This is a genomic window from Streptomyces sp. NPDC003248, from assembly GCF_055563235.1.
The window spans coordinates 24,114-49,528 of sequence record NZ_JBVHDT010000023.1; the positions used below are offsets into that span (position 1 = coordinate 24,114).

Sequence of the window (25,415 nt, forward strand, 5' to 3'; positions counted from 1 at the left end):
GGGACCGTCCGCGCCACCGCGGGTGTCGCGGTGCTCCGGCTGCGGACCCGGGACGGCTCTTCGGCGCGTCGGGTCCTTCGGTGCTCCGGCGTCGTGCCGGTGCGTCGGGTCTCTGTCTGAACCAGTCACCGTGCTGGGTCCTTCCGGTCAGTTGTCGGCGATGCGGACGGCGGTGGCGCCGAGCAGGGCGCCGCTGTCCGCGCGCTGGGTGGCGATCAGTGCGCCGGCGTCGAGCGCCTGGGCGACCCGGTCGCGGTCGCGCGGGTCCACGTGGAACACGGAGGCGTCGGCGAACTGCGGATACGTCTCCTGCTGCTCCCGTGTCAGCTCGCCCGGTACCAGGCGCAGCCACCGGCCCTCGTCGGAGAGGGCGCCGTCGACGAGCGTGAGGCCGCCCTCGGGCGCGTAGACGAGCTGCTGGCTCGCGACACCCGTGCCCTCGCCCTCCCATACGACGGTGTCGTCGCCGATCCAGGTGGCGGCCGACCGGCCGAGGTCGAGGCCGAAGGCCCCGCCGATGGAGGGCGCCAGGTAGACGGGGTCACCGGCGACGCGCCACACCTCGCGCCCGTACAGGGAGAAGTCGAGGGCCTCGTCGGTGGCGATGTCCTTCTCCTCCTTCTTGTGGAGGATGTAGCTGAGCGAGGCGGCGCCGTCCTTCAGCGGGACCTCGAAGACGAGGCCGAAGGCGTCCCGGCGCACCGGCTGGATGGGGTCGTTCCACTCCGGCGGATCCGCCGAGCCGGTCCAGGTGTGCAACCCCCAGCCGTCGTAGTCGCCGTCGGGCCGGTGGTAGTGGAGGACGGCCTTCGTGGCGTCCTGGGGCGGGGCGGCGTCCTGGGGCCGGTCGGTGCGGACCGTGTCGCTGCCCTGCCGGGTCCACACCTCGGCGGCCACGGAGAAGTCGACGGTCATCTCGGTTCCGTCGGCGGTGCCGTCCTTCTCCACGGTGAAGCGGACGGGTCCGGTGCCGGGCGGGATCCAGGCGAAGGCGCCGTAGGCGTCGCGTCCGGCGAAGTCCGCCGTCGTGCCGTCGGCGGTCCTCAGCCGCAGCCCGTCGTAGTCGCCGTCGGCCCGCTGGTGATGGACGACACCGTAGGTGCGCTGCACGGTCGGTTTCCCGGGGACGGGGGCCTGTCCGGCACTGGTGGTGGCGAGGTCGCTCGCGGTGCGGCCGCGGCTGTCGACGACGACGGCCTTGTACCGCAGGGCCGTTCCCGCCGTCACCGTGTCGGGCAGGTGCTGGGTGATCCGGTAGGGCGCGTGGTCGGCCGAGCCGAGGGTCTGCCAGGCGCCGTCACCGACCTGCGCGGCGAACACCACCCGGTTCAGCCCGCCGCCCGACACCTCGGCGGAGATCTCCACATCGCCCGTGGCACCCGCCGCCGGAGCCGTCAGCGTCACCTCGGGCGCCACCGCCGGTGCCTTCAGACGGCGGTCGGCCTCGAGCACCACGGCCGACAGGCCCGGCACCGCCACCGTGATCCGCCGGCCGGCGTCGCTCCGCACCTTCGCCGACGTCCCGTAGATACCCGCGAACGTCGTCCGCGCCGAGCCGGTCTCCAGCTCCACCGTCCGCGCCTCGGCCGAGTTGTTCACCGCCACGACGTACTCGATCCGCTCCTCCGCGCCGGTCCGCGAGAAGGCGTACACGCCCTGCCCGCTGTCCGCGTACCGCTCCGTCTGCACACCGTCCCGCAGCGCCGGATGCTTCTTCGTCAGCTGCGAGAGCGCGGCGATGGAACGGTAGAGCGGGTGACTCCGGTCGTAGGCGTCCGAGGCGTGTGTGCGGTCCGTGCCGATCTGGTCGTCGTCCAGGTAGTTGGCGACCTGTGAGGCGAACAGTGTCTGGCGGCCGTCGACGTCTCCGCCGGCGCCGGTGAAGCCCTGCTCGTCGCCCGCGTAGATCACCGGGTTGCCCCGGGACAGGAACAGCAGCTCGTGCGCGAACGTGGACCGCTTCAGCAATTCCGCGTCGCTCGCGTCCGGATTGTCCTGCGCGATGAAGGTACCGATGCGGCCCATGTCGTGGCTGCCGAGGAAGGTCACCTCACCGTAGGCGTCGGCCTTGTCGGTGGTGTAGCGGTAGTCCTGTGCCAGGACGTGGGAGAGGTCGGTCGCCGGGGCGCCCCGGGAGGCGTAGTTGCGGAAGGCGGCCTGGAGCGGGAAGTCGAGGGTGCCGTCGAGCCGGCCCTGCACCAGGTACGGCGCCATCACCACCGGGTCGGCCGAGAACGCCTCGGCGAACACGAAGAAGTCGGGTCGTCCCTGCCGGGCCGCGTACGCGTCGAGCGCGGTGGCCCACTGGGTCCAGAACTCCATGTTCACGTTCTTGGCGGTGTCGACGCGGAAGCCGTCCACGCCGAAGTCCTTCACCCACGTCTCGTAGATCCGCTCCATGCCCTCGACCACTTCGGGGCGCTCGGTCCACAGGTCGTCGTTGCCCATGAAGTCGCCGTACAGGGCGCTCTCGCCGGCGAAGGTCGAGTCGCCCCGGTTGTGGTACATCGTGGGGTCGTTGAGCCAGTCGGGCACCATCCGGTCGTGCTCACCGGTGCGTACCCGCGGGGTGTAGGGGAAGCTGTCGGCGTCGACCTCGCGCATGCCGGTGCTGTCGTCGAAGGGGCGCCCCTCGGTGTCGAGGTAGGGGTAGGCGCCCTTGGAGCGGTAGCCGTACTCCTGTTCCGCGTAGTCGACGGTGTCGGCGGTGTGGTTGGTGATGACGTCGAAGAAGACCTTCATCCCCTTGGCGTGCGCCGTGTCGACGAGGCGTGCCAGGTCGGCGTTGGTGCCGAAGTGCGGGTCGACCTGGGTGAAGTCGGTGATCGCGTATCCGTGGTAGCTGGCGGTCTGCCGGCCGTTGACGGTCTGGACGGGCTTGTTCTTGAACACCGGTGCCATCCAGATGGCGGTGGTGCCCAGTCCCTTGATGTAGTCCAGCCGGTCGGTCACCCCCTTCAGGTCGCCGCCCTGGAAGTAGTCCTTGTCGGTGGGGTCGTAGCCGGTCCGGGTGCGGTCGCCGGTCAGGCCGCCCTCGTCGTTGGCGCTCGACCCGTTGGCGAAACGGTCCGGCAGGAGCAGGTAGAACTGTTCGCGGGAGGACGCCGGGCGGGCCGGGGTGCGGGCCAGCACCGCGTCGGACGGGGGATCGGCGACGGCCGCGGCGGCGGCCGGGGGCGCGGTGGCCGGCAGGGACGTCAGCGCCGGGGCGATCAGGGCGAGGGCCAGTAATCTGGCGGTCCTGCGCCGGGGCGGGGACAGGGTCACGGGGTGTTGCTCCTCAACGGTCGCACGTGGGCGCCGCCCGCGGGGCGCGGGCGGCGTGGGTGGTGCTGTGGTCGTCCGGCGCGCCGCCGTGAGGGCGGCGCGCCGGGCGGTCGTGGGGGGCAAGACCGTGAAGGGGGACCGGCTCAGCTGCGCCAGGTGTCACTCAACGTGATCTTGCCGCTGGACGGGACGGTGGCGGTGCGGTTGCTGCCGCTCTCCCAGGTGACGTTGCCGGAGGCGTCCTTGCGGATGTACTTGTACTCGAAGGACGTTCCGGCGGTGAGTTCGACGTCGAGCTTCCAGACGGGGTAGCTCGTCGGGTCGAGCTTGAGGGCGTTGGAGGTGTTCCAGTTGCCGAGCGCGCTCTGGTTGCCGGTGACGTAGATGTTCTCGCCGTAGACCGTGGTGGCGGTGACGTTGAACGACGCGCCGGTGCTGACGACGGGCTCCTCGCTCTCGCCGTCGCCGCACGAGGTCGCCCCAGTGTGCAGGGCGAGCGCGGTGTTGGAGCCGAGCGTGGCGGTGAACTGGCCGGAGCCGTTCACGGTGACGGGCTGGTTGCTCTGGACGTCGCAGTAGGTGCCCGCGGGCAGCGAGGTCTGGAAGGTGCCGGTCAGCGACGACGACTCGTGGTTGATCACCACGTAGGCGTTGCTGCCGCGGCCGAACGCGATGGCGTTGTTGCCGTTGTCCCACCAGTTGGTGACCGCGGCGTCGCCGGCGGTGTTGCGCCACCCGACCATGCTCGCGATCTCGGTCCAGGCGTGCTGGCACTTCCAGCCCTCGGTGTAACAGGCGTTCACCTGGCCGTTGTTGGGCGGTCCGGCGTCGTGGTCGGAGAACTCGTAGCCCGAGTGGACGTCCGGGGAGCCGTAGGGCCAGGCCAGCATGAAGACGTTCGCCAGGGTGAAGTTGGCGCCGTCCTTGTAGGTGAGGGTGGTGCCGCTGCGCTCGGTGTCGTGGTTGGTGACGAACACGGAGGAGGTGGCGCTGGGCAGGTAGCCCCAGGCCTCGCCGAAGTTCTTCAGGTACGAGAGCTTCTCGCTGTTGAAGACCCGCTTGAGGTCGCGGCCGTAGGTGAACTCCTGGACGTCACCGGTGCCCGTGTACTGGCTGGGCTGCACGGCCTCGCCGGAGGCTCCGATGGTCTCCTGCTTCCAGTAGACGCTGGAGTTGGTGAGCCGGCTCTTGATGTTGCTCAGGTCGGCCGGGTCGATGTGCTTGGCCGCGTCGATGCGGAAGCCGTCGACGCCCAGCGAGAGCAGGTCGTTCATGTAGCCGGCGATCGTCTTGCGGACGTACTCCTCGCCGGTGTCGAGGTCGGGCAGGCCGCCCAGCTCGCAGTGCTGGACGTTCCAGGCGTCCGCGTAGTTGCTGATCGAGGCCGTGCAGTCGTCCATGTCGGCCGCGGAGTAGGTGCCCGGGTAGTCGTACTTGCTGAACGTGGAGCCGCCGGAACCCGTTCCGGAGCTGTTCGCCATGTGGTTGATTACCGTGTCCACGACAACCTTGACGCCGGCGGCGTGGCAGGTGCTCACCATGGACGAGAAGGCGGTCCGGTCGCCCAGCCTGGTGTCGATCTTGTAGCTGACGGGCTGGTACGCGGTCCACCACGGGGTGCCCTGGATCCGCTCCTGCGGCGGTGACACCTGGACGTACCCGTAGCCGGCGGGCCCGAGGGTGTCCGTGCACGCCTGGGCGACCGAGCTGAACTTCCATTCGAACATCACGGCCGTGACGTCCTTGTCGCCGGGAGGCGCCGCCTGAGCGGTACCCGGCACCGTGACGGCCACAGCGGCTCCCGCGACAAGGGCGAGTGCAGCGGCCACGGTTCTCCTGGCCATGGTTCCTCCTGATCCACGAACGTGGGGGGGTGCGGATGAGAGGCCTCACGCAGCAACGCGCCGTGCCTGGGGGCCTGTTGACGGTTCTTGCTGAAACACGGCAGAACTTCTTGCGGTCGTGACCGTACGAGTCTCCTCACCGTTGGTCAACAGGTGGCGCAAGAGCTGGTTCATCTTGTTCGAGAAGCCCGAGGTCAGGCGGTCGCCCGGTGGTTGCCTGGCTGAAAACTCTTTCGCAACCGTTGCAACGGTGTTACGTTCAACCGCACTTCCGGTCCGGTGTGCCGGAGGGACGGGACGTACGTCCGACGCCCTCACGCGCCCGGCCCTCCGGACCGGTTGCAGGACCGAGGCCCCGCGGCCCACTGCCGCCCCGCTGCCCCGACCAGGGCCGGCCGCGGGGCCTCCCCCACCCGGCCGCCTCACGCGTTCCACCGCGCGGTCGAGCCCCGCACCACCAGCTCCGGCTGGAACACGAACTCCGTCCGCTGCACGGGGTTTCCGTCGATCTCCTCCAGCAGCGCGTCCACCGCGGCCGTCGCCATGGCCTGGACGGGCTGGCGCACCGTGGTCAGCGGCGGATCGGTGAAGGGGATGAGGGGCGAGTCGTCGAACCCGATCACCGAGACGTCACCGGGTACCTCCCGCCCGCGCTCGCGCGCCGCGCGGATCACCCCCAGCGCCATGAGATCGCTGCCGCAGACGATGCCGGTGCACCCCTGGTCCAGCAGCGCGCCACCCGCCGCGTGGCCGCCCTCCACGGTGAACAGGGTCCGTCTGATGCTCCGTCCGACCGCCTCCCGGGGCACGCCCAGCTCGCTGCGCACCGCCACCGCGAACGCCTCGGCCTTGCGCCACGACGGCACGAACCGGGTGGGGCCGATGGCGAGACCCACCCGCTCGTGCCCCAGGTCGGTGAGGTGCCGTACGGCCATGCGGATCGCCGACCGGTCGTCCGAGGAGACGCACGACGCCCTGATCTGCTCGTTGAAGCCGTTGACCAGCACGAACGGCATACCGCGGCTGGCGAGCTTGTGGTACCGGGTGGGGTCGGCGGTGAGGTCGGCGTGCAGCCCGGACAGGAAGACGATGCCGGTGACGTCCCGCTCCAGCAACTGCTCCACCAGCTCGTCCTCGGTGGCTCCGCCGGGCATCTGGGTGCACAGCACGGGCGTGTACCCGTGCCCGGCCAGCACCTGCTCGATGACCTGCGCGAAGGCCGGGAAGATGGGGTTGGTGAGCTCCGGGATGACGAGGCCGACCAGGCCCGCGCTGCGCTGGCTGAGCCGGACGGGCCGCTCGTAGCCGAGGACGTCGAGGGCGGCCAGCACCCGGCGCCGGGTGCCGGCCGCCACCCCCGGCTTGCCGTTGAGCACCCGGCTGACGGTGGCCTCGCTGACCTGCGCCTGGGAGGCGATGTCCAGGAGCCGCGGGACGCCTCGGTCGACGCCCCGCGGCAGGGAGAGCGTCACACCACAGCCCACCAGACAGTGCAGTCCGCCGGCAGCTCGACCTCGTCGGCGGCGTCCCCGCAGGCGTCGCTGCTCAGCAGGATCCGGCCCGGCGACGGCAGCCGGACGGGCGCGTCCGTGGTGTTCACGGTGCAGACCAGGTCGGATCGGTACGGCTCGCTCCCGGGCCGGCGCGAGACCCGGCGGAAGACCAGGACGCCCTCGGGCGCGTCCAGCCACTCCACCCGGTCGCCGGCCCCCAGCGCGGCATGGTCCCGGCGCAGCGCCAGCGCGCTGCGGTACAGCTCCAGGGTGGAGTCGGGGTCGCCGGACTGCGCCTCGACGGACAGGTCCGCCCAGCTCGCCGGCTGGGGCAGCCAGGCCGGTCCGCCGGCGGGCCCGAAGCCGTACGGCGGCTCGGTCCCGGACCAGGGGATGGGCACCCGGCAGCCGTCGCGCAGCCCGTCCTGGCCGTTGTCCCGGAAGAACGACGGGTCCTGGCGCACCTCGTCGGGCAGGTCGGTCACCTCGGGCAGACCGAGTTCCTCGCCCTGGTAGACGTAGGCGGAGCCGGGCAGCGCCAGCATCAGCAGGGTGGCCGCGCGGGCCCGGCGCAGTCCGCGCCCGGGATCGCCGTCGGCGAGGCGGGTGGCGTGCCGTACGACGTCGTGGTTGGACAGGACCCAGGTGCTCGGCGCCCCGATGGGGCGCATCGCGTCGAGGGACTCGTCGATGGTGGCCCGCAGCGCGCCGGCGTCCCAGCCCGTGCCCAGGTAGTGGAAGTTGAAGGCCTGGTGCAGTTCGTCGGCGCGCAGGTAGAACGCGGTGCGCTCGGCGCTGGGCGTCCACGCCTCGGCGACGCCGATGCGCTGGCCCGGGTACTCGTCGAGGATCTCGCGCCAGGAGCGGTAGATCGCGTGCACGCCGTCCTGGTCGAAGAACGGCAGGGCCTGGTTGCCCAGCAGCTTCAGCTGCTCGCGGTGGCCGAGGTCGGGCAGCCCGGCGGCCTTCACCAGGCCGTGGGCGACGTCGATGCGGAAGCCGTCGACGCCCATGTCCAGCCAGAACCGCAGCACGGAGCGGAACTCGTCCCGGACGGCCGGGCTGTCCCAGTTGAAGTCGGGCTGCTCGGGGGCGAACAGATGCAGGTACCACTCCCCCGGCGTGCCGTCCGGGTCGGTGGTCCTGGTCCAGGCGGGTCCGCCGAAGACGGACTCCCAGTCGTTGGGGGGCAGTTCGCCGTTCTCGCCCTTGCCGGGACGGAAGTGGAACCGCTCCCGCAGCGGCGAGCCGGGGCCCTCGCGCAGCGCCCGGCGGAACCAGTCGTGCTGGTGGGAGCAGTGGTTGGGGACCACGTCGATGATGACGCGCAGGCCCAGCTCGTGGGCGTCGCGGATCACGGCGTCGGCGTCGAGCAGGGTGCCGAACATGGGGTCGACGGCCCGGTAGTCGGCGACGTCGTAGCCGCCGTCGGCCTGCGGGGAGACGTAGAAGGGGCTGAGCCAGACGGCGTCGACGCCGAGTTCCCTCAGGTACGGCAACCGGGTCCGCACCCCCTCCAGGTCGCCCTCGCCGTCGCCGTTGCTGTCGGCGAAACTGCGCGGGTAGACCTGGTAGATGACGGCGTCCCGCCACCATTCCGGGCGGTCGGGGCCGCCGGCGCCTTCGACGCCGGGGACGGGTTCGGTCAGGTACTGGGTCATGTCTTCTCTTCCTGCGAGAGGACGGTCAGGACTTGGTGGCGCCCGCGGTGAGCCCCGAGACGAGGTGCCGCTGGACGAGGCCGAAGACGATCGCGGCGGGAACCGCGATGATCACGGCGGCGGCGGTCAGGGATCCCCAGTCGCTCGTGTACTGGTTGACGAAGGTCTGGAGACCGCCGGCGAGCGTGAGGTTCTCCTCCCCGGTCATGAACGCGGAGGCGTAGGCCACCTCGGCCCAGCCGGTGATGAAGGTGTAGAACGCGGTGACCGCCAGGCCCGGCTTGGCCAGCGGGAGCACCAGCCGCCAGAACGTGCCGAACGGGGTGAGCCCGTCGACCCGGCCGGCCTCGTCGATCTCCACCGGGATGCCGTCGAAGTAGCCCTTCATCATCCAGGCGCAGAACGGCACCGCGACGGTGAGGTAGGTGACGACCAGGCCCAGCGGCTGGTTGAGCAGCCCCAGGCCGGCCAGCAGGTTGTACAGCGGGACGATCAGGACCGCGACCGGGAACATCTGGGTGAGCAGCAGCATCCACATCAGCGGGCGCATGCCGGGGAAGCGGAAGCGGCTGACCGCGTAGCCGGTGGTGGCGGAGATGAAGACGCCGACCAGGGTGGTCAGGCCGACGACGAGCAGGGAGTTCTGGAGCCAGGCGAGGAAGTCGGTGTCCTGCACGACGTGGCGGTAGTTGCCCAGCGTGAAGTCCTTGACCAGCGAGGTGTCGAACGCGTCGGACTTCGGCTTGAACGAGGTCACCACCAGCCACAGCGGTGGGAACACCGCGACGACGGCGGCCACCAGCAGTCCCGCGTGCAGTCCCGCCGAGGCGATCAGGGGGCGTTCGCCGCGCCCGCGGCCCCCGCGCCGCGGGGCGGTGGTGGCTGCGGCACCGGCGGGTGAGGTCGGGGTCGTGTCGGTCACCAGACGTCTCCCTGCTTGCGGAGCGCGCGGCGGTAGCCCGCCGCGAAGAGGGCGAGGAGGAGCAGGATCAGCACGCCCCAGGCGGCGGATCCGGCGTAGTCGCGCGGGCTGATGACGAAGGACAGCCGGTAGGCGTAGGTCACGAGGATCTCCGTGGCGTCGCCCGGGCCGCCCCGGGTCAGCAGGAAGATCACCGGGAACATGTTGAACGTCCAGATGGCGCTGAGCAGGACGACCGTGCTGGAGACCGAGCGCAGTCCGGGCAGGGTGATGTGCCGGAACCGCTGCCAGGGGCCGGCCCCGTCCATCTCGGCCGCCTCGTACAGGTCGGCGGGGATCGCCTGGAGTCCGCCGAGGAGGGCGATGAGCATGAACGGGACGCCGAGCCAGACGTTGACGGCGATGACGGAGACCTTCGCCCAGGTCGGGTCGTTGAGCCAGGAGACCTGCTCGAAGCCGGCGCCGGTGAGCAGCGTGTTGAACAGCCCGCTGCGTTCGTTGAACAGCAGCCGCCAGGTGAAGACGGACACGAACGCCGGGACGGCCCAGGGCAGGATCAGCGCGGTGCGGTAGACGCCGCGGCCGGCGAGCTTGCGGTTGAGCATGACGGCCAGGACCAGGCCCAGTCCGAAGGAGAGCGCCACACAGGTGACCGTCCACACGACGGTCCAGGTGAGCCGGTCCCAGAAGACGTCGTCGGTGAGGATCGACGTGTAGTTGTCGAGTCCGACGTGCTCGTACGTGGCCGGGATGTGGTTGACGCCGATGGTGCGCTCGACGTTGGCCTCGTTGGCGTCGGTGAAGGAGAGGTAGAGGCCGCGGGCGAGGGGGTAGCCGATGATGACGCCGATCACGATCACCACGGGGGCGACCATGCTCCAGGCGTACCAGTGGGTGGCCAGGGCGCGGCGCAGCCGGCCCGGGTGCGTGCCGGTGCTGCGGCGGCGACCGCCGGGAGCCGGGGCTCCCGTGGTCTCCACCGTCGACCGGGTGGTGTCGACAGCCATGGGTGGGTCAGCCTTCCCGGGGCCTACTGGTAGTCCTTGAGGAGCTTGCGGTAGGCCTCGCCGTTCTCCTCGGCGGCCTGCTGCGGAGTGGTCTTGCCGGCCAGGACGTTCGCCATCTGGACGCGGATCGACTCGAACAGGGCGTTGCCCTGGGCGATCCAGGGGCGCTCGACGGCCTTGTCGACGGCGGGCTTGAAGAACGTCACCATCTCGTTGCCCGCGACGGACGGGACCTCGTACACGGAGGCGCGCGTGGGCAGCAGGCTGAGCTTCTCGGTGGTCTGCTGCTGCACCTTGGCCGAGCTCATGTACTTCACGAAGGCGTAGGAGGCGTCCAGGTTCTTCGAGCCGGCGTACACCGACAGGTTCCAGCCGCCCTGCGGGGAGCCGGCCTTGACGCTGCCGGCCGGGACGGGGGCGACGCCGAGGTTGGCCGGGTCCTCGAACTTCTGGCCGCTCTTGACGTCCTCGATGGCCCAGGGGCCGTTGATCATCATGGCGACCTTGCCCGACTTGAAGGCGTTCTGCATGTTGTTCCAGCCGTCGGCCGCGTCCGTGATGGCCGCCTTGCTGTCGACGAGGTCCTTCATGGCCTGGTAGGCCTTGACGCCGGGCTCGTCGTCGATGGTGATCTTCTTGGCCTCCTCGTCGACCAGGTCGCCGCCCTCGCCGTAGAGGTAGGGCAGGAACCAGTACGGGTCGTCGCCGCGCAGGTAGAGGCCGGTGGCGCCGGTCTCCTTCTCGATCTTGGTGGCCGCGGTCTTCAACTCGGTGAGGGAGGTGGGCACTTCGACGCCGGCGTCCTTGAGCAACTGCTTGTTGTAGAAGAGCGCCAGGGTGTCGATCACCTGGGGCACCGCGTAGGTCTTGCCCTCGTACTCGGTGCTGGCCGCCGCCTGCGGGAGGTAGTCCTCCTCGTCGTCGAGCGCGGCCGTGCCGTCGAGCGGGGCGAGGTAGCCGATGCTGGCGAAGTCCGCGACCCAGGCGACCTCGGTGCGCATCACGTCGGGGGCGCCGGAGTTGCCGCCGGCCGCGTTCTTGAACTTGGCGTTGGCCTCGCCGAAGGGCACGTTGACGTACTTGACGTCGACCTTGGGGTGTTCCTTCTCGAAGGCTTCGGCGAGCGCCTGGTAGGTCGCCTTCTCGGCCTCGTTGGAGGTGTCCCAGAAGGTGACGGTGCCCGAGAGCTCCTGCCCGGAGCCGCCGCCCTTGGTGCTGTCGTCGCTGTCCCCGCCACAGGCCGTCGCCGTCAGGGCGACGGCTGCGATCAGCGCGGTGGCCACAATGCCACGCCGCATGTGAACTCCTTCGACTGGGTCCCGGAAGAGGGCGGGGGCGCACGTCGCCTCCCGCTGGCCGCTGCCTCGCGGCGCCGGGTAGCCAGGAACGTAACAGGGTTGAAAAGTTCCCGAAAGGTCTTGCGGCAAGTTACAGCAAGTGGATTCCGGCCAATTTTCCCTGTGCTGGAAGGGAGTTGGCCGAACACCGGCACACGCCGGACCAGCCGGGACCGCTCCGGCCAAGGGCGGGACCTCCTGAATCACCCCTTCCGTCCGCTATCAGTACGCACAGGTTCTGTAAGTGTTTTCTGCAAGTACCGAGAGGGAGGTGTGAAGCGACGCGGGGGCGACGCGGTGGGCAACGCGTGGGCGACGCGGTGGGCAACGCGTGGGCGACGCGGTGGGCAACGCGGTGGCCAACAGGTACAGTCCACTGCCATGACCGCGCGACTCGCCGACATCGCAGCCCGGGCGGGGGTCAGCAAGGCCACAGTCAGCCGCGTGATCAACGGTGCGCGTGGCGTCGCCTCGGACACCCGCGCGTCCGTCCTCGCCGCGCTCGACGTCCTCGGCTACGAACGGCCGCCCCGACTGCGGCCGCGCGCGGACCTGGTGGGGCTCGTCACCCCCGAGCTGGACAACCCGTTCTTCCCCGCGCTGGCCCAGGTCATCGGGCAGGCGCTGACCCGCCTCGGGCGGACCCCGGTCCTGGCGGCCCAGAGCCCGGGAGGGTCGACGGAGGACGAGCTCACCGACATGCTGGTGGCCCGGGGAGCGGCCGGGATCATCTTCGTCTCCGGCATGCACGCGGACACCACCGCCGACACCGCCCGCTACGACCGGCTGCACGAGGAGAAGGTGCCCTTCGTCCTCATCAACGGCTTCTCCCCCGCCATCCGGGCGCCGTTCGTCTCTCCCGACGACCGCTTCGCCATGGCCCTGGCGGTGACCCATCTGACGGCGCTCGGGCACACCCGGATCGGACTGGCGCTCGGGCCCGAGCGGTTCGTGCCGGTGCAGCGCAAGATCGAGGGCTTCCGCAGCGCCGTACGGGAGCAGCTGGGGCTGCCGGCCGAGGCGGCCACCGAGCTGGTCCGGCACTCCCTGTTCACCCTGGAGGGCGGCCAGGCCGCGGCGTCGGCGCTGCTCGACCAGGGGTGCACGGCCGTCGTGTGCGCCAGCGACATGATGGCGCTCGGCGCCGTCCGCAGCGCACGGCAGCGCGGGCTGAGCGTACCCGGGGACGTCTCGGTGATCGGGTTCGACGACTCGCCCCTCATCGCGTTCACCGATCCGCCGCTGACGACGATCCGGCAGCCGGTGCAGTCGATGGGGCAGATCGCCGTCGAGGCGCTGATGGAGGAGATGGCGGGGAACCACTCCCCGCACACCGAGTTCGTCATCATGCCCGAGCTGGTGGTCCGGGGGTCGACCGCGTCCGCGCCGCACGGGCGGCGTCCGGCCGCGCGGAACGGCCGGCCACGCCGGACGGACGGCCCCGCGGGACTGACGGCCGCACGGGACTGACGGCCGCACGGGACTGACGGCCGCACGGGACTGACAGCCGCGCCGGACTGACGGCCGCGCCGGATTGACAGCCCCGCCGGACTGACGGCCCAACGGGACGGACGGCCGCCGACCGCCCGCCGTGACCGAACACCGTGACTGAACGCCGCGACCGGACACCGGGGCCGCACGCCAGGGCCGGACTCAGGGGCCAGGCACCTGGGCCAGGCACCGGAGCCGGACGCCACGGCGGTCCGCGCGCGGTCGGTCGTACCGGCCCGCGACCCGGCCCGCCACCTGGCCCGCGACCCGGCCCGCGGCCCGGCCCGCGACCGGTACGGCCGGTGCTCTACCCCGCCGCGAGCAGGGAGCGCCACCAGTCGGGGTGGCGCTTGTACCACTCGGCGGTCGCGGCCAGGTCGGCGGCGAAATCGCTGCGCGGGTGGTAGCCCAGCTCGGTGGTGATCTTGGTGTGGTCCACCGCGTAGCGCCGGTCGTGCCCCTTGCGGTCCTCGACGGTGACGATCCGCTCGGGGCCCGCGCCGCACAGCGCGAGCAGACGGTGGGTCAGGTCAAGGTTGGTGAGCGAGGTGCCGCCGCCGATGTTGTAGATCTCGCCCGGCCGGCCCGACAGCCGGACCAGTTCGAGCGCTCGGACGTGGTCGTCGACGTACAGCCAGTCGCGGATCTGGAGGCCGTCGCCGTAGAGCGGGACGGTGCCGCCCTCCAGGAGGGCGGTGAGGAAACGCGGGACGAGTTTCTCGGGGTGCTGGTACGGGCCGAAGTTGTTGGAGCAGCGGGTGACCCGGACGTCGAGGCCGTGGGTGTGGTGATGGGCGAGGGCGATGAGGTCGGCGGCGGCCTTGGAGGCCGCGTAGGGCGACGACGGGCGCAGCAGGTCGGTCTCCTTCGCCGCGCCGGTCGGCAGCGATCCGTACACCTCGTCGGTGGAGACCTGCACGAAGGTGCGCACTCCGTGCCGCAGGGCGGCGTCCAGCAGGACCTGGGTGCCGACCACGTTGGTCCGGGTGAAGTCGCCGCCGTCCGCGATGGAGCGGTCGACGTGCGACTCCGCCGCGAAGTGGACGACCTGGTCGTGCCCGGCCATCAGCGCCGCCACCAGCGACGCGTCGCACACGTCGCCCTGGACGAAGGTCAGGTCGGGGTGGGCGGACACCGGATCGAGGCGGGCCACGCTGCCCGCGTAGGTGAGCTTGTCCAGGACGGTCACGGCCGTGCCGCCGGGGCCGTCCGGGCCGAGCAGGGAGCGGACGTAGGCGGATCCGATGAAGCCGGCTCCGCCGGTGACGAGGATGCGTGAGCTCATGAGGTGAGATGCACCTTGCTGTGGTCGCCGATCACGAGACGGTGGGCTTGCGGGGGACGGGGGGCCTGACCCACCACGGCACCGCGGCCGATGAGGGAGGCCTCGATGCGGACGGCCCCCTCCACCTGGGCGCCGCGCAGCAGGACAGAGTACTCGATGGCGCTGTCCTCGACCCGGCAGTCCTCCCCGATGGAGGTGTACGGCCCCACGCTGGAGTTGCTGATGACGGCGCCGGCGCCGATGACGACCGGGCCCACCACGCGCGAGCCGCGCACGACGGCGCCCTCGGCGACGCGGACCCGGCCGACCAGGGTGCTGGCCGGGTCGACCTTGCCCTCGACAGCGCCCTCCAGCCCGTCGAGCACCTCGCGGTTGGCCTCCAGCATGTCCTCGACGCTGCCGGTGTCCCGCCAGGGCCGGGTGGTGACGATGGCGCGCACCGGCAGGCCCTGCTCGATCATCCACTGGATGGCGTGGGTGATCTCGAGTTCGCCGCGCGCGGAGGGGCGGATGGCGCGCACCGCCTCGTGCACGGCCGGGCTGAACGCGTAGACGCCGATGAGGGCGAGGTCGCTGCGGGGGGTGTCGGGTTTCTCCTCCAGGCGCAGCACCCGGCCGTCGGTGTCCACTTCGGCGACGCCGAAGGTGGATGGGTCGGCGACGGGGGTGACCAGCAGCCGGGCCTCGGCGGGCCCGGCGGTGCCGCGCACCAGCTCGGTGACGCCCTGGGGGAGGTAGTTGTCGCCCAGGTAGAGCAGGAAGTCGTCGTCGCCCAGGAAGTCGCGGGCGATCAGGACCGCGTGCGCCAGTCCCAGGGGCTTCGGCTGGGCGAGGTAGGTGATCCGCAGGCCGAAGGCGCTGCCGTCACCGGTCAGTTCGCGGATCGAGGGGCCGTGGTCGCCGACGACGACGCCGACGTCCCGGATGCCGGCCGCCGCCAGGGACTCCAGGGCGTAGAACAGCACGGGCTTGTTGGCGATCGGAAGCAGCTGCTTCGCGCCGGAGTAGGTGAACGGCCTGAGCCGACTACCGGTGCCCCCCGCCAGGACCAGCGCCTTCACCTCGGCCTCCAGGGTAACGAGGCCGTCTGAAGGTGTTGTGCTCTCACGGATCCCTCCTCGGGCAAGAGGCGTGGTGCGGCCGGAAGGCCACCACGACTCAAGCAGAGCCGAGCAAGCGGCCGCAAGGGTCAACTGAAAGTTTCAGCAACTGCTTGCGATCTCTGTGCCAGGGTGTTTGACTCACTTCTCGCACCGCCAACGGCGTTGTCCTGCAACGCATTTCGCGGATTTCGCAAGGCAGTCCGTCCACCCACTGGGGGCCGCAGTGACAGGTTTCCGGCAAGCCCGGCAACTGGAGAGAGAGGCCCGGCATCTCGCGCCCGGCGCCTCCGAGGAGGCCGAGCACGGGCGCCGGGTGTTCGCCGAGGGCAAGGGGCCCGTCCTGACCGACCTCGACGGCAACCAGTACCTCGACTTCGCCGCCGGCACCCTGACCCAGTCCCTGGGCCACGGCCACCCCGAGGTCGTCGAGGCGCTCACGGCACAGGCGCACCGGCTGTGGAACGTGCACGACAGCGCGACACCGGACCGCGCCGACCTGCTCGACCTGCTCGCCCGGCTGCTCCCCGACCACCTCGACACCTACGCGTTCTTCTCCACCGGCGCGGAGGTCGTGGAGGCGGCCCTGCGGGTCGTGCAGTCGACGGCCGCGCCGGGCCGCAACCGGATCGGCGCGCTGCGCCACGGCTTCCACGGCAAGACCATGGGCGCCCGGATGCTGGTGCACTGGGACGTCGGCCACCAGGCGTTCAGCGGCAACAGCGTGCTCGGCTACGCGCCCTACTGCTACCGCTGCCCGCTGGAACTGGAGTACCCCTCCTGCGACGTGCGCTGCGCCTCGCTGGTGCGCCGGCACATCGCCACCAAACCCAACGTCTCCGCGCTGGTCTTCGAGCCCGTGCTCGGCGCCGCGGGAGTGATCGTGCCGCCCCCGGGCTACTGGGAACGGATCGGCGAGGCCTGCCGCGACAACGGGGTGCTCCTGGTCGCCGACGAGGTGCTCACCGGCGGCGGGCGCACGGGCGCCTTCCTCGCCAGTGAGCGGATCGGCGTCGAACCGGACCTGGCGATGCTGGCCAAGGGCACCGCCAACGGGTTCCCGTTCGCCGTGCTGGCCGGCCGCTCCGCGCTGCTGCGCAGGCCGGAGGCCGCCACCCCGGGGGCGTACGCGTCGACGTTCGCGAGCAACCCGCTCGGGATCGCCGCCGCCCGCGCCACCCTGGAGGTCATCGAACGCGACCGGCTGATCGAGCGCGTGGACACCCTCGGCGCGCTGCTGGAGGACCGGCTCGCACGGCTGCACCGCCGGTTCGACCAGCTCGGCCAGGTCCGCGGGCTGGGGCTGCTGTGGGGGCTGGAGTTCGTCACCGACCGCGACAGCCGGACCCCCGCGCCCGACATCGCCCGCGCCGTCTACACCACCGCCCTCGACCTGGGGCTCAGGGTCGCGCTGGGCGGGCACGTGCTGCGCCTGGCGCCGCCCTTCACCGTCGACGAGGCCCTCCTGGAGCAGGGCGTGGCGCTGCTCGGCGAGGCCATCGAGCGGGTGGTCGCGTGATCGTCGCCGACCACCTCGTCAAGGAGTTCCGGCTGGCCGAGCGCAAACCCGGCCTGCTCGGCAGCGTCTCCACCCTGTTCACCCGCCGGCACCGCGTCGTCCGCGCCGTCGACGACGTCTCCTTCGAGATCCCGGCCGGCACCAAGACCGCCTACATCGGCGCGAACGGGGCCGGCAAGTCGACCACCATCAAGATGCTCACCGGCATCATGACCCCGACCTCGGGCCGCTGTCTGGTCGGCGGCCTGGAGCCCTACCGCAACCGGCAGCTCAACGCCCGCCGCATCGGCGTGGTGTTCGGCCAGCGCAGCCAGCTGTGGTGGGACCTGTCGGTCCCGGACTCCTTCCGCATCCTGCAACGCATCTACGACATCCCCGAACCGGTCCACCGCCGCAACCTCGCCCTGTTCAGCGAACTCCTCGACATCGACGCGCTCGGCACCACCCCCGTGCGGCAGCTCAGCCTCGGCCAGCGCATGCGGGCCGAGATCGCGGCGAGCCTGCTGCACGACCCCGAGGTGCTGTTCTGGGACGAGCCGACCATCGGCCTGGACATGGTCCTCAAGGACGCGGTGCGCGAGCTGGTCAACCGCGCCCACCGGGAACTGGGCACCACCGTGGTGCTCACCAGCCACGACATCGCCGACATCGCCGCGATCTGCGACAGCGCCCTGGTCGTCGACCACGGCCGGGTGGTCCACCAGGGCTCCCTGCACGACCTGTTACGCACCTCCGGTCACCGCTCGGTCGTCTTCGACCACCGTGACGGCACCTCGGTGCCGGCGGCGCTGCACACCATCGAGGCGGGACTGCCCGGGGTGCGCGCCGTACCCGGCGACGACGGCCGGATCCGCGTGGAGTACCCGACCGGCGACTACACCTCCCGGCAGGTGCTCACCTTCCTGCTGGACCGCTTCGACCTCGCCGACTGGTACGCCCCCGAACCGGACCTGGAGGACGTGCTGCGGCAGATCTACGGCCGCTCCCGCGCCTCCCGGCCCGCGAGCGGCACTGCGGCGAGCGGCAAGACAGACGACGGCGCGGTACGGAACGGCACCGCGTGAGGAGCCGCCTGCGCGCCTACGCGCCCTTCGCCACCAGCGGACTCCAGTCGCTGCTCCAGTACCGCTCCATGTTCGCCATGACCGCGATGACCGCCGCGGCGGGCGCCGCCGTCACCGTCTTCCTGTGGCGGGCCGTGTACGCCGGGAACCCCGGTACCGGGCCCGGCGGCTTCGACCAGCGGAGCATCACCACGTACCTGCTGGTGGCCCAGCTCCTCCAGGTGCTGCACACCAACCGGGTGGACGACGAGGTCGCCGCCGAGGTCTACCGGGGTGACGTGGCGGTGATGCTGGTGCGGCCCGTCAGCTACCCGGTGATGCGGTTCTTCGCCTGTCTGCCGGTGGTGGGGGCCAACGCCGTCCTGGTCGGCGTACCGGTGCTGGGGCTGTTCGCGCTGCTGGTGCCGCTCACCGCTCCCCGGCCGCTGGACCTGCTGCTGTTCCTGGTCTCCACCGCCCTGTCGGTGCTCCTGGCGTTCTGCGTGAACCTGCTGACCGGCATGACCGGCTTCATCACCACCAACACCTGGGGTGTGCGGATGGTCAAGCAGAGCGTGGTGGGCTTCTTCGCGGGCCAGCTGGTGCCCCTGGCGCTGATGCCCGGACCGCTGGAGACGCTCGCGCGGGCCCTGCCGTTCAGCGGCATGGTGGACGGCCCGCTCACCCTGCTGCTGGGCCGCTACGACGGCTGGACGGCCGCCGCCGGGGTGCTGGCCGGGCAGCTGGCCTGGGTGACCGTGCTGACCCTGCTGTGCGCGGCGCTGTGGCGGGCCGCCCTCGGCCGGCTGGAGGTGCTCGGCGGATGACACCCACCCAGCGCCCGACACCCACCGGGCACGGAACCACCGCCCCGGGGACGGGGACGGCACCCGCGGCACGGGCGGTCCGCACCCTGGTCCGTTACGTACGGCTCTCGTTCTTCCTCGGCGGGGTCGGACTGCACCGGCTGACCGCGTACCGCATGGACTTCCTGCTGGGCGCCGGGGCGTTCCTGGTCCGGGTCGGCCTCCAGACCGCCGTCGTCGGACTGGTCTTCCGCCAGGTGCCGGCCGTGGGCGGCTGGTCGTACCACGAGGTGCTGTTCCTGCTCGGCTTCTCGCTGCTGCCGCGCGGACTGGACCACCTGTTCACCGACCAGCTGTGGGAGCTGGGCCGCAAGCTCGTCCAGCGCGGGGAGTTCTACCGGTACCTGATCCGGCCGGTGAACCCGCTGTTCTCCCTGCTGTCGGAGCGGTTCTTCCATCCCGACGGGCTCGGGGAGCTGATCGTCGGGGCGGTCCTGGTGGGCTACGCCGGATCCGAGCTCGGTCTGTCACCGACCCCGGAGCAGTGGCTGCTGGCACCGCTGCTGGTGCTGTGCGGCGCCGTCATCCACACCTCGGTGAAGCTGTTCTTCGCCTCGCTGTCCTTCTGGACCGTGACGAGCCTGCCGTCGATGTACGCGGCGAGCCAGGTCTCGGAGTTCGCCGCCTATCCGCTCGACATCTACCACTCCTCGCTGCGCGCACTGCTGACCTGGGTGCTGCCGTTCGCCTTCACCGCGTACGTGCCGAGCACCTATCTGCTGCACGGCGAGACCGGGCTGCTCGGCTGGCTGCCCGTGGTGACCGCCGGCGCGGCGGCCCTCGCCCTCGCCGTGTGGCGGCGCGGCGTCAACACCTACGAGACGACGGGGAGCTGACTCGCCCATGACGGACAACGACGCCCTGGGGGCCCTGCTGCGCGCGGCCCCGTGGATGAGCGAGGACGGCCGGCGGGCCGACCGCTTCGCGTGCACCGACCAGGTGGCGCTCGACGAGCACACCCGCCTGCTGGTGGTGACCGCCGTCGGCGGCCCGGCGTCGGGACAGCGGTACTTCGTACCGGTCCGGGCCGGGGCGTCCGCCGCGGCGGACCCGACAGATGCGGCGGGTACGGCGGACCCGGCAGGTACGGCTGGCACGGCAGGTACGGCGGGCGCGGGCGGACCGGAGGAGGCGCACGGCGCCCTGGAGTTCGACCGGGCCGCCTGGCGGGCGGTCGGGGCCGGAGCGGAGCTGCGGACCGCCCGGGGCGGCAGCGTCCGCTTCCGCGGCGCGGGCCCGGCGGCCGGCCCGCTGCGCCGGCTCCCCTTCGAGCGCGGCTGGTCCTCCAACGCCCTGTCGCTCCTGGAGACCGGGGGCACGGCGTACGTGCACAAGACCTACCGGCGGCTGGACGAGCCGGTCCGCGAACCGGAGCTGCTGCGGCTGATGAACGGCACCGGCCGCACCCCCGACTGGGCCGGCGACTACGTCTACGTCGACCCCGCCGACGGCACCCGGCACCCGCTCGGCGTGTTCTACCGCTACGCCCCGGGCGACGGCGTCGACACCCCGCTCCGGGAGAACATGCGCTCCCTGTGGCCGAAGGTGGCCGAAGGCGCTGCCGGCAGCGACGTCGAGCGGACGGTCCGCGACCATCTGCGGCCGCTGGCGGGCAACCTGCGCGACGCCGGACGGTTCCTGACCGGGTTCCACCGCGACCTGGCCGCCCGGCTCGGCGGCGGCACCCCGCGGCCGTACCCGGTGCTCGACGCGCTGGCCCGCGCCGAGGCCCGGCTGACCGGCCTGGAGCAGGTGGACATCGCGCTCCCGCCCGGCGTCCGCGCCGCCGCCTTCGAGGCGCTGCGGGCCGAGTGCGCCGCGCTGCGCGCCGGATTCGAGAGCCGTCCCACCGCCTTCCCGTCCGCTCCCGCCCACGGTGACCTGCACCTGTCCCACCTGCTGTGCCGGCCGCGCGACGACGGCGGCTGGTCGATGCAGGTGATCGACATGTCGACCCCGGCGCTCGGCCCGGACGAACCGGGATGGGCGGCGCAGTCCCCGGTGCAGGACCTGGTCGCGGTCGAACGGGCCCTGGAGTACTTCGCCGCCGACGAGGCCGCCTTCGAGAGCGCCGGACGGCTCGGCATCGACTCCCTGGAGGCCATGACGGGCGCGCTGGACGGTGCCGCCGACTGGCCGGACGGGCCGCGCGCCGTGCTGCGGCGGGTCTTCCACGCCGCCGACGTGTGGCGGGCCCAGGTGCTGCGGCTGCTGCTCGGCCCCACCTCCTCCGACCCGCTGCGCCGCCTGCTGTACCTGGCGCGGCTGCTGCACGAGCTCGCCTACAACGGCGACCACGCCCGCCCCTACCACGCCGCGATCGACCTGCGCCACGCGCTGATGACCGCCGCGCACGCCCCGGCCCCGACCCCCACCTCAGCGAGGACGTGAACGTGACCGTGCCCGAACCCCGCATGCACATCGTCGAGACGTACTTCGAATGCTGCGGTTTCGACCACACCTTCCTCCAGGGCGGCACCTCGGTGTACCTGTGGAACCTCTCCCGGGCGTTCGCCGCCCGCGGTCACCGGGTCTCCATCGTCACCCCGGCCCACGGCCGGCTGGACGACCTGCGGAGCCGGTACGAGGTCGAGGACCTGGACCACTCCGACACCTACACCCTGCCGCTGGTGCTCGACCCCGACGTGTGGCGCGACTTCCCCGCCGAGACGGAGCTGGAGCTCACCACCACCGCGCACCGCATCCGGCTCGACGGCGTCGACCTGTACTTCCTGTCCAACGACTACCTGAACCGGCTCCCGGACACCTTCTACCCGCCGTACTCGGCCAAGGGGCGGGACCTGGTCTTCTTCAAGCCGCTCGTCTTCCAGGTCGACAGCGTGCGCTTCCTGCGCAGCTGGTTCGGCGACGAGAAGACCCTGGTACACGCCCACGAGCCGTACTACCACTACCTGCTGCCGGCGGCGCTGCGCGACGACCCGCTCAAGCCGGTGGTCAGCACGGTGCAGAGCAACATGCCGATCACCAAGAAGGTCTACGGCCCGAAGGTGCGCCGGCTGCTGGAGCTGCTGGGCGCCGAGCTGCCCCTGCCGCTGGACCCGCCGCCCGCCGGGGAGCGGCCGGACGTGGTCCGCCAGTACCAGCAGCTGACCCATCTGCACTACGACTACCCGCCCGACCACGTGGCCCTGTACCGGCTGATCCTCGACCACGCCGACCTGGTCGACTTCCTCTCCCCCGGCCAGCTGGACTTCTACGCCTCCTTCCGCGACACGCCGTTCGAGGCCCTCTTCCGGGAGCTGCCCATCGCCGGCGCGGTGCGCGACAACGCGCACAAGATGTTCGTCGGCGGCTGCGCGATCTCCGACCGGTGGCTGGCCTGGGACCCGGCGGAGGTGGACCGCGAGGAGGTGCTGTCCGGCCTCGGGCTGGACCCGGCGCTGCCCACGTTCTTCCACAACGCGCGCTACGCCCTGCACCACAAGGGCCAGCTGGAGCTGGTGCGCGCGGTGGACCGGGTGCTCGGCGAGGGCCTCGCCACCAACTTCGTGCTGCGCTGCATCTCCGGCGCCCCGCTCGACGACCCGTACTTCCGGGAGGTGGCCGACCGGCACAAGGGACGCCTGTACCTGGAGTCGGAACGGGTCGACGAGCGGCGGGTGTTCGAGTACGCCGCGGCCAGCGACTTCTGCCTGTTCCCGTCCAAGTTCGAGATGGACACCTTCCTCATCGCCCAGGGCGAGGCGATGGTCTGCGGGGCCGTCCCGATCGCCACCGCCCAGCAGGGCATGGCCCACTTCGGGCACGCCCTGACCGGGCCGGACGCCACCGGGTTCGCGGTGAACCGCTCGTTCGCCGAGGACGACACCCTGCTCACCGACGCCCTGGCCGACCGGATCCACGAGGCGGTCACCCTGTGGGCCGAGCGGCCGGAGCGGTACCGCGAGCTGGCCGAGCGCGCCGCCGCGGTCGCCCGGCGGTTCACCTGGGAGCACTGCGCGGACCTGCACCTCGCCGCGTTCCGCCGGCTCTGGGAGGGCGAACCGGCCGTCCTCCCCGCCGAACGGGCCCTGCGGCACGGCTGGTTCGACCTGCTGGCGGACGACGAGCTCACCGAGGAGGCCCTGCTGCTCCACGGCGACCTCACGGCGTACGAGCGTCTCGCGCCGGTCGACGCGGAGGTCGCGCGGCGGTTCTTCGACGCCGCCTGGGAGCGGGCGGACTTCGCGGCCTGCGAGCGGATCGCGGACCGCTTCCCCGAGGCGGTGCCGGAGGACCTGCGGCGCGCCCTGCGCGAGCGCCACCGTGTCGGCGACGGCGTGCTGACCTACCGGCTGCCGCACGCGGAACGGGTGGAGCTGGTCACCCCGGCCGCCCGGAACGGCGCGGCGCCCCGCGCCCTGCCCACCGTACGGCGGCTGGAGCGCACCGCGCCGGGCGTGTTCGAGGGGCCCGCGCCCGAGCCGGACGCGCGGCTGCTGCTGACGCTGAACACCGGCCGCGTCACCTGGGACGAGGTGCGGCATGGCTGAGCGGAACCCGGTGCGCGCCGTCCTCCTCGCGGGCGGCGAGGGCCGGCGGATGGGCCCGCTGGGCACCGGCCGGCTGAAGCCGCTGGTGCCGTACGGCGGGGCCTGCCGGCTGATCGACTTCAGCCTGGCGGGCGCGCGGTCCTCCGGCCTGGGCGAGGTGCTCCTGCTGTCCCAGTACGAGGAGCGCCGGCTCATGGACGACCTGCACCGGGTGTGGAACCGGGGTGCGGACTTCCGGGTGCACTTCGGGCCGTACGACCGGGCCTACCGGGACGCGGGCGACGCGCTGCCCCGGGAGCTGCCCGAGCGCACCTGGCCGGCCGAGCGGGGCACCGCGGACGCGCTGATCCGCAAGGCCGAGTACGTCTTCGGCGGCGGCCCCGAGCAGGTGCTGGTGCTGCACGCCGACCACGTCTACCGCTTCGACCACGGGCCGCTGATCGCCGCCCACCGGGCGTCGGGGGCCGCGCTGACCGTGGCGTACCAGCGGATCGAGCGGCGCTGGGTGCATCTGTTCGGGATGGTCCGCTTCGACGCGGCGGGCCGGCTCACCGAGTTCACGGAGAAGCCCGCGGAGCCGACGAGCGACCTGGTGTTCGCCGCGTTCTGCGTCTTCGACGCGGCCGTCCTGCGCCGTTACCTGGAGAAGCTCGACGGCACCGACTGGCAGCACGACATCAGCCGGGACGTCATCCCGGCGATGCTCGCGGCCGGGGAGCACATCCGCGGCTACGAGGTGGCCGGCCACTGGGAGGACATCGGCACCGTCGAGCGCTACCACCGGGCGCACCTGAGGCTGGCCGCCGACGGTCCGCGCTCCGGTCTGCCGGTCGAGCGGATGCCCTGGACGGTCCGGCCGGACGTGGCCCGCGGCTGGGTGGCCGATGCCCCGGGGGTGACGTCGTCGTTGGTCCCGGCGGACCTCGTCAACGAAGGCCGGGTGGAGCACAGCGTGCTCTTCCCCGGTGTCCGCGTCGGGGCGGGCGCACGGGTCCGGCGCAGCGTGCTGCTGCCCGGGGTCACCGTCCCGCCGGGCAGCGACATCGACTCGGCGGTGGTCCTGGAGAACGGACACGTCCAGCAGGTCGCGCACGCCGCGGCCGCCCCGGACACCACAGCGGTCGGGGACACCGCCGCAGTCACGGAAGGAACCCGCACATGAGCCTGCCCCCCTACGACGTCCTGGTGGTCGGCGGCGCCGGCGTGGACACCGTCGTACGCGTCGAGACGCTGGAGGTCCCGCCGGGGGACTCGCTGCACGTCCCGCCCGTGTACGACTACGTCGCGCACACCGGCAACGGCGTGGCGCTCGGCTGGCACGCCCTCGGACTCAGGACCAAGTTCATCGACTTCCTCGGCGACGACCCGCAGGGCCACGCGGTGCTCGCCGCCTACGCCGAGCGCGGCCTGGACTTCAGCCACCTGGTGTCGCCGCACGGCACCCCGCGCGGCATCAACCTGGTCGACGCGCAGGGCCGCCGGTTCTCCTTCTACGACTCCCGGCACCCGGAGGACCTGCGGCTGCCCCGCTCGTTCTACCTGCCGCACCTGGAGCGGGCCCGCCATGTGCACCTGTCGATCGTCGGCCACAACCGCGACATGTACGAGGACGTCCACCGTCTCGGCGTGACCAGCTCCACCGATCTGCACGACTGGGACGGGGCCAACCCCCACCACCTCACCTACGCCCTCGCCTCCGACTACGTGTTCCTCAGCGCGGCCGCCCTGCACGGCCGGCTCGACGAGGTGCTGCACCGGATCGTCGACGAGGGCCGGGCCCGGCTCGTGGTGGCCACCGACGGCGCGGCGGGCTGCCATCTGCTGGAGCGCGGCGCGGACGAGCCCCGGCACTTCCCCGCGGTGCGGCCGGAGCGGCCGGTGGTCGACACCAACGGCGCGGGCGACGCGTTCGTCACCGCCTTCCTGCACGCCCTGCTGGAGGGGCGGTCCCTGGACGACTGCGTGCTGGCCGGTTCCGTCGCCGGCGCCTTCGTCTGCGGGAGCGCCGGCACCCACACCGAGTTCATCGATCTGCCCGGTCTGCGCGCGGCCAGCGCCCGCGCCGTCCGGGCCGGATGAGGAGCCCT

General features: G+C 71.9%; 17 protein-coding genes and 1 pseudogene. 9 read left to right on the top strand and 9 right to left on the bottom strand.

What is annotated here, in order from left to right; genetic code table 11:
* Positions 1–156: 156 nt before the first annotated feature.
* The 7 genes and pseudogenes from ACZ3KJ_RS33585 to ACZ3KJ_RS33615 form a co-directional block, all read right to left on the bottom strand.
* Positions 157–3,261 (bottom strand): annotated as a pseudogene (locus ACZ3KJ_RS33585) (alpha-amylase family glycosyl hydrolase); the annotation flags it as partial.
* A gap of 149 nt (positions 3,262–3,410) precedes the next feature.
* The gene (locus ACZ3KJ_RS33590) at positions 3,411–5,111 is read right to left on the bottom strand and encodes a carbohydrate-binding module family 20 domain-containing protein (protein ID WP_467532594.1); all 1,701 of its coding nucleotides are present in this window, start codon (positions 5,109–5,111) and stop codon (positions 3,411–3,413) included.
* A 422-nt stretch (positions 5,112–5,533) separates the two neighbouring features.
* Positions 5,534–6,583, bottom strand: a complete 1,050-nt coding sequence (locus ACZ3KJ_RS33595) for a LacI family DNA-binding transcriptional regulator (RefSeq protein WP_467532595.1) — start codon at positions 6,581–6,583, stop codon at positions 5,534–5,536.
* A complete protein-coding gene (locus ACZ3KJ_RS33600; RefSeq protein WP_467532596.1) occupies positions 6,580–8,265 on the bottom strand; it encodes a glycoside hydrolase family 13 protein in 1,686 nt (561 codons plus the stop codon). Before ACZ3KJ_RS33600 ends, ACZ3KJ_RS33595 begins: the two co-directional genes overlap by 4 nt.
* 25 nt (positions 8,266–8,290) lie before the next feature.
* Complete coding sequence (locus ACZ3KJ_RS33605) at positions 8,291–9,190, bottom strand: sugar ABC transporter permease (protein WP_467532664.1); 900 nt, start codon at positions 9,188–9,190, stop codon at positions 8,291–8,293.
* A complete protein-coding gene (locus ACZ3KJ_RS33610; RefSeq protein ID WP_467532598.1) occupies positions 9,184–10,194 on the bottom strand; it encodes a carbohydrate ABC transporter permease in 1,011 nt (336 codons plus the stop codon). Before ACZ3KJ_RS33610 ends, ACZ3KJ_RS33605 begins: the two co-directional genes overlap by 7 nt.
* 23 nt (positions 10,195–10,217) lie before the next feature.
* Complete coding sequence (locus tag ACZ3KJ_RS33615; protein ID WP_467532600.1) at positions 10,218–11,492, bottom strand: extracellular solute-binding protein; 1,275 nt, start codon at positions 11,490–11,492, stop codon at positions 10,218–10,220.
* Positions 11,493–11,912: 420 nt separating this feature from the next.
* Between ACZ3KJ_RS33615 and ACZ3KJ_RS33620 the strand changes: the two genes are divergently transcribed.
* The gene (locus tag ACZ3KJ_RS33620) at positions 11,913–13,001 is read left to right on the top strand and encodes a LacI family DNA-binding transcriptional regulator (protein ID WP_467532601.1); all 1,089 of its coding nucleotides are present in this window, start codon (positions 11,913–11,915) and stop codon (positions 12,999–13,001) included.
* A gap of 328 nt (positions 13,002–13,329) precedes the next feature.
* Here the strand turns inward: ACZ3KJ_RS33620 and rfbB are convergent, their stop codons facing one another.
* Both rfbB and ACZ3KJ_RS33630 read right to left on the bottom strand, forming a co-directional pair.
* Positions 13,330–14,307, bottom strand: coding sequence for a dTDP-glucose 4,6-dehydratase (gene rfbB / locus ACZ3KJ_RS33625; protein ID WP_467532603.1), 978 nt, complete (start codon positions 14,305–14,307; stop codon positions 13,330–13,332).
* Positions 14,304–15,368, bottom strand: coding sequence for a glucose-1-phosphate thymidylyltransferase (locus tag ACZ3KJ_RS33630; protein WP_467532604.1), 1,065 nt, complete (start codon positions 15,366–15,368; stop codon positions 14,304–14,306). Before ACZ3KJ_RS33630 ends, rfbB begins: the two co-directional genes overlap by 4 nt.
* 265 nt (positions 15,369–15,633) lie before the next feature.
* Between ACZ3KJ_RS33630 and ACZ3KJ_RS33635 the strand changes: the two genes are divergently transcribed.
* Genes ACZ3KJ_RS33635 through ACZ3KJ_RS33670 form a run of 8 tightly spaced genes read left to right on the top strand, consistent with a single transcriptional unit; the run spans position 15,634 to position 25,407 of the window.
* Positions 15,634–16,926 (top strand): aspartate aminotransferase family protein, encoded by a 1,293-nt coding sequence (locus ACZ3KJ_RS33635; RefSeq protein WP_467532605.1) that lies wholly within the window; start codon positions 15,634–15,636, stop codon positions 16,924–16,926.
* Positions 16,923–17,990 (top strand): ABC transporter ATP-binding protein, encoded by a 1,068-nt coding sequence (locus ACZ3KJ_RS33640; RefSeq protein ID WP_467532607.1) that lies wholly within the window; start codon positions 16,923–16,925, stop codon positions 17,988–17,990. The genes ACZ3KJ_RS33635 and ACZ3KJ_RS33640 overlap by 4 nt, the downstream gene beginning before the upstream one ends.
* Entirely contained in the window at positions 17,987–18,796 is an 810-nt protein-coding gene (locus ACZ3KJ_RS33645) for an ABC transporter permease (RefSeq protein ID WP_467532609.1), read from the top strand. Before ACZ3KJ_RS33640 ends, ACZ3KJ_RS33645 begins: the two co-directional genes overlap by 4 nt.
* Positions 18,793–19,671, top strand: coding sequence for an ABC transporter permease (locus tag ACZ3KJ_RS33650; protein ID WP_467532611.1), 879 nt, complete (start codon positions 18,793–18,795; stop codon positions 19,669–19,671). Before ACZ3KJ_RS33645 ends, ACZ3KJ_RS33650 begins: the two co-directional genes overlap by 4 nt.
* A gap of 7 nt (positions 19,672–19,678) precedes the next feature.
* Entirely contained in the window at positions 19,679–21,226 is a 1,548-nt protein-coding gene (locus ACZ3KJ_RS33655) for a hypothetical protein (protein ID WP_467532612.1), read from the top strand.
* A 2-nt stretch (positions 21,227–21,228) separates the two neighbouring features.
* Positions 21,229–23,328, top strand: a complete 2,100-nt coding sequence (locus ACZ3KJ_RS33660; protein WP_467532614.1) for a glycogen/starch synthase — start codon at positions 21,229–21,231, stop codon at positions 23,326–23,328.
* Positions 23,321–24,490: a sugar phosphate nucleotidyltransferase gene (locus ACZ3KJ_RS33665; protein WP_467532616.1), complete on the top strand. Its 1,170-nt coding sequence runs from the start codon at positions 23,321–23,323 to the stop codon at positions 24,488–24,490. The genes ACZ3KJ_RS33660 and ACZ3KJ_RS33665 overlap by 8 nt, the downstream gene beginning before the upstream one ends.
* Entirely contained in the window at positions 24,487–25,407 is a 921-nt protein-coding gene (locus ACZ3KJ_RS33670; protein WP_467532618.1) for a carbohydrate kinase family protein, read from the top strand. The genes ACZ3KJ_RS33665 and ACZ3KJ_RS33670 overlap by 4 nt, the downstream gene beginning before the upstream one ends.
* Positions 25,408–25,415 lie beyond the last annotated feature (8 nt).

What these genes read in the sequence shown, in the direction of transcription:
- ACZ3KJ_RS33590 (WP_467532594.1), bottom strand. Translation starts at nt 5,111, where the DNA reads ATGGCCAGGAGAACCGTGGCCGCTGCACTCGCCCTTGTCGCGGGAGCC.
- ACZ3KJ_RS33600 (WP_467532596.1), bottom strand. Translation starts at nt 8,265, where the DNA reads ATGACCCAGTACCTGACCGAACCCGTCCCCGGCGTCGAAGGCGCCGGC.
- ACZ3KJ_RS33610 (WP_467532598.1), bottom strand. Translation starts at nt 10,194, where the DNA reads ATGGCTGTCGACACCACCCGGTCGACGGTGGAGACCACGGGAGCCCCG.
- ACZ3KJ_RS33615 (WP_467532600.1), bottom strand. Translation starts at nt 11,492, where the DNA reads ATGCGGCGTGGCATTGTGGCCACCGCGCTGATCGCAGCCGTCGCCCTG.
- ACZ3KJ_RS33620 (WP_467532601.1), top strand. Translation starts at nt 11,913, where the DNA reads ATGACCGCGCGACTCGCCGACATCGCAGCCCGGGCGGGGGTCAGCAAG.
- rfbB (WP_467532603.1), bottom strand. Translation starts at nt 14,307, where the DNA reads ATGAGCTCACGCATCCTCGTCACCGGCGGAGCCGGCTTCATCGGATCC.
- ACZ3KJ_RS33650 (WP_467532611.1), top strand. Translation starts at nt 18,793, where the DNA reads ATGACACCCACCCAGCGCCCGACACCCACCGGGCACGGAACCACCGCC.
- ACZ3KJ_RS33655 (WP_467532612.1), top strand. Translation starts at nt 19,679, where the DNA reads ATGACGGACAACGACGCCCTGGGGGCCCTGCTGCGCGCGGCCCCGTGG.
- ACZ3KJ_RS33665 (WP_467532616.1), top strand. Translation starts at nt 23,321, where the DNA reads ATGGCTGAGCGGAACCCGGTGCGCGCCGTCCTCCTCGCGGGCGGCGAG.
- ACZ3KJ_RS33670 (WP_467532618.1), top strand. Translation starts at nt 24,487, where the DNA reads ATGAGCCTGCCCCCCTACGACGTCCTGGTGGTCGGCGGCGCCGGCGTG.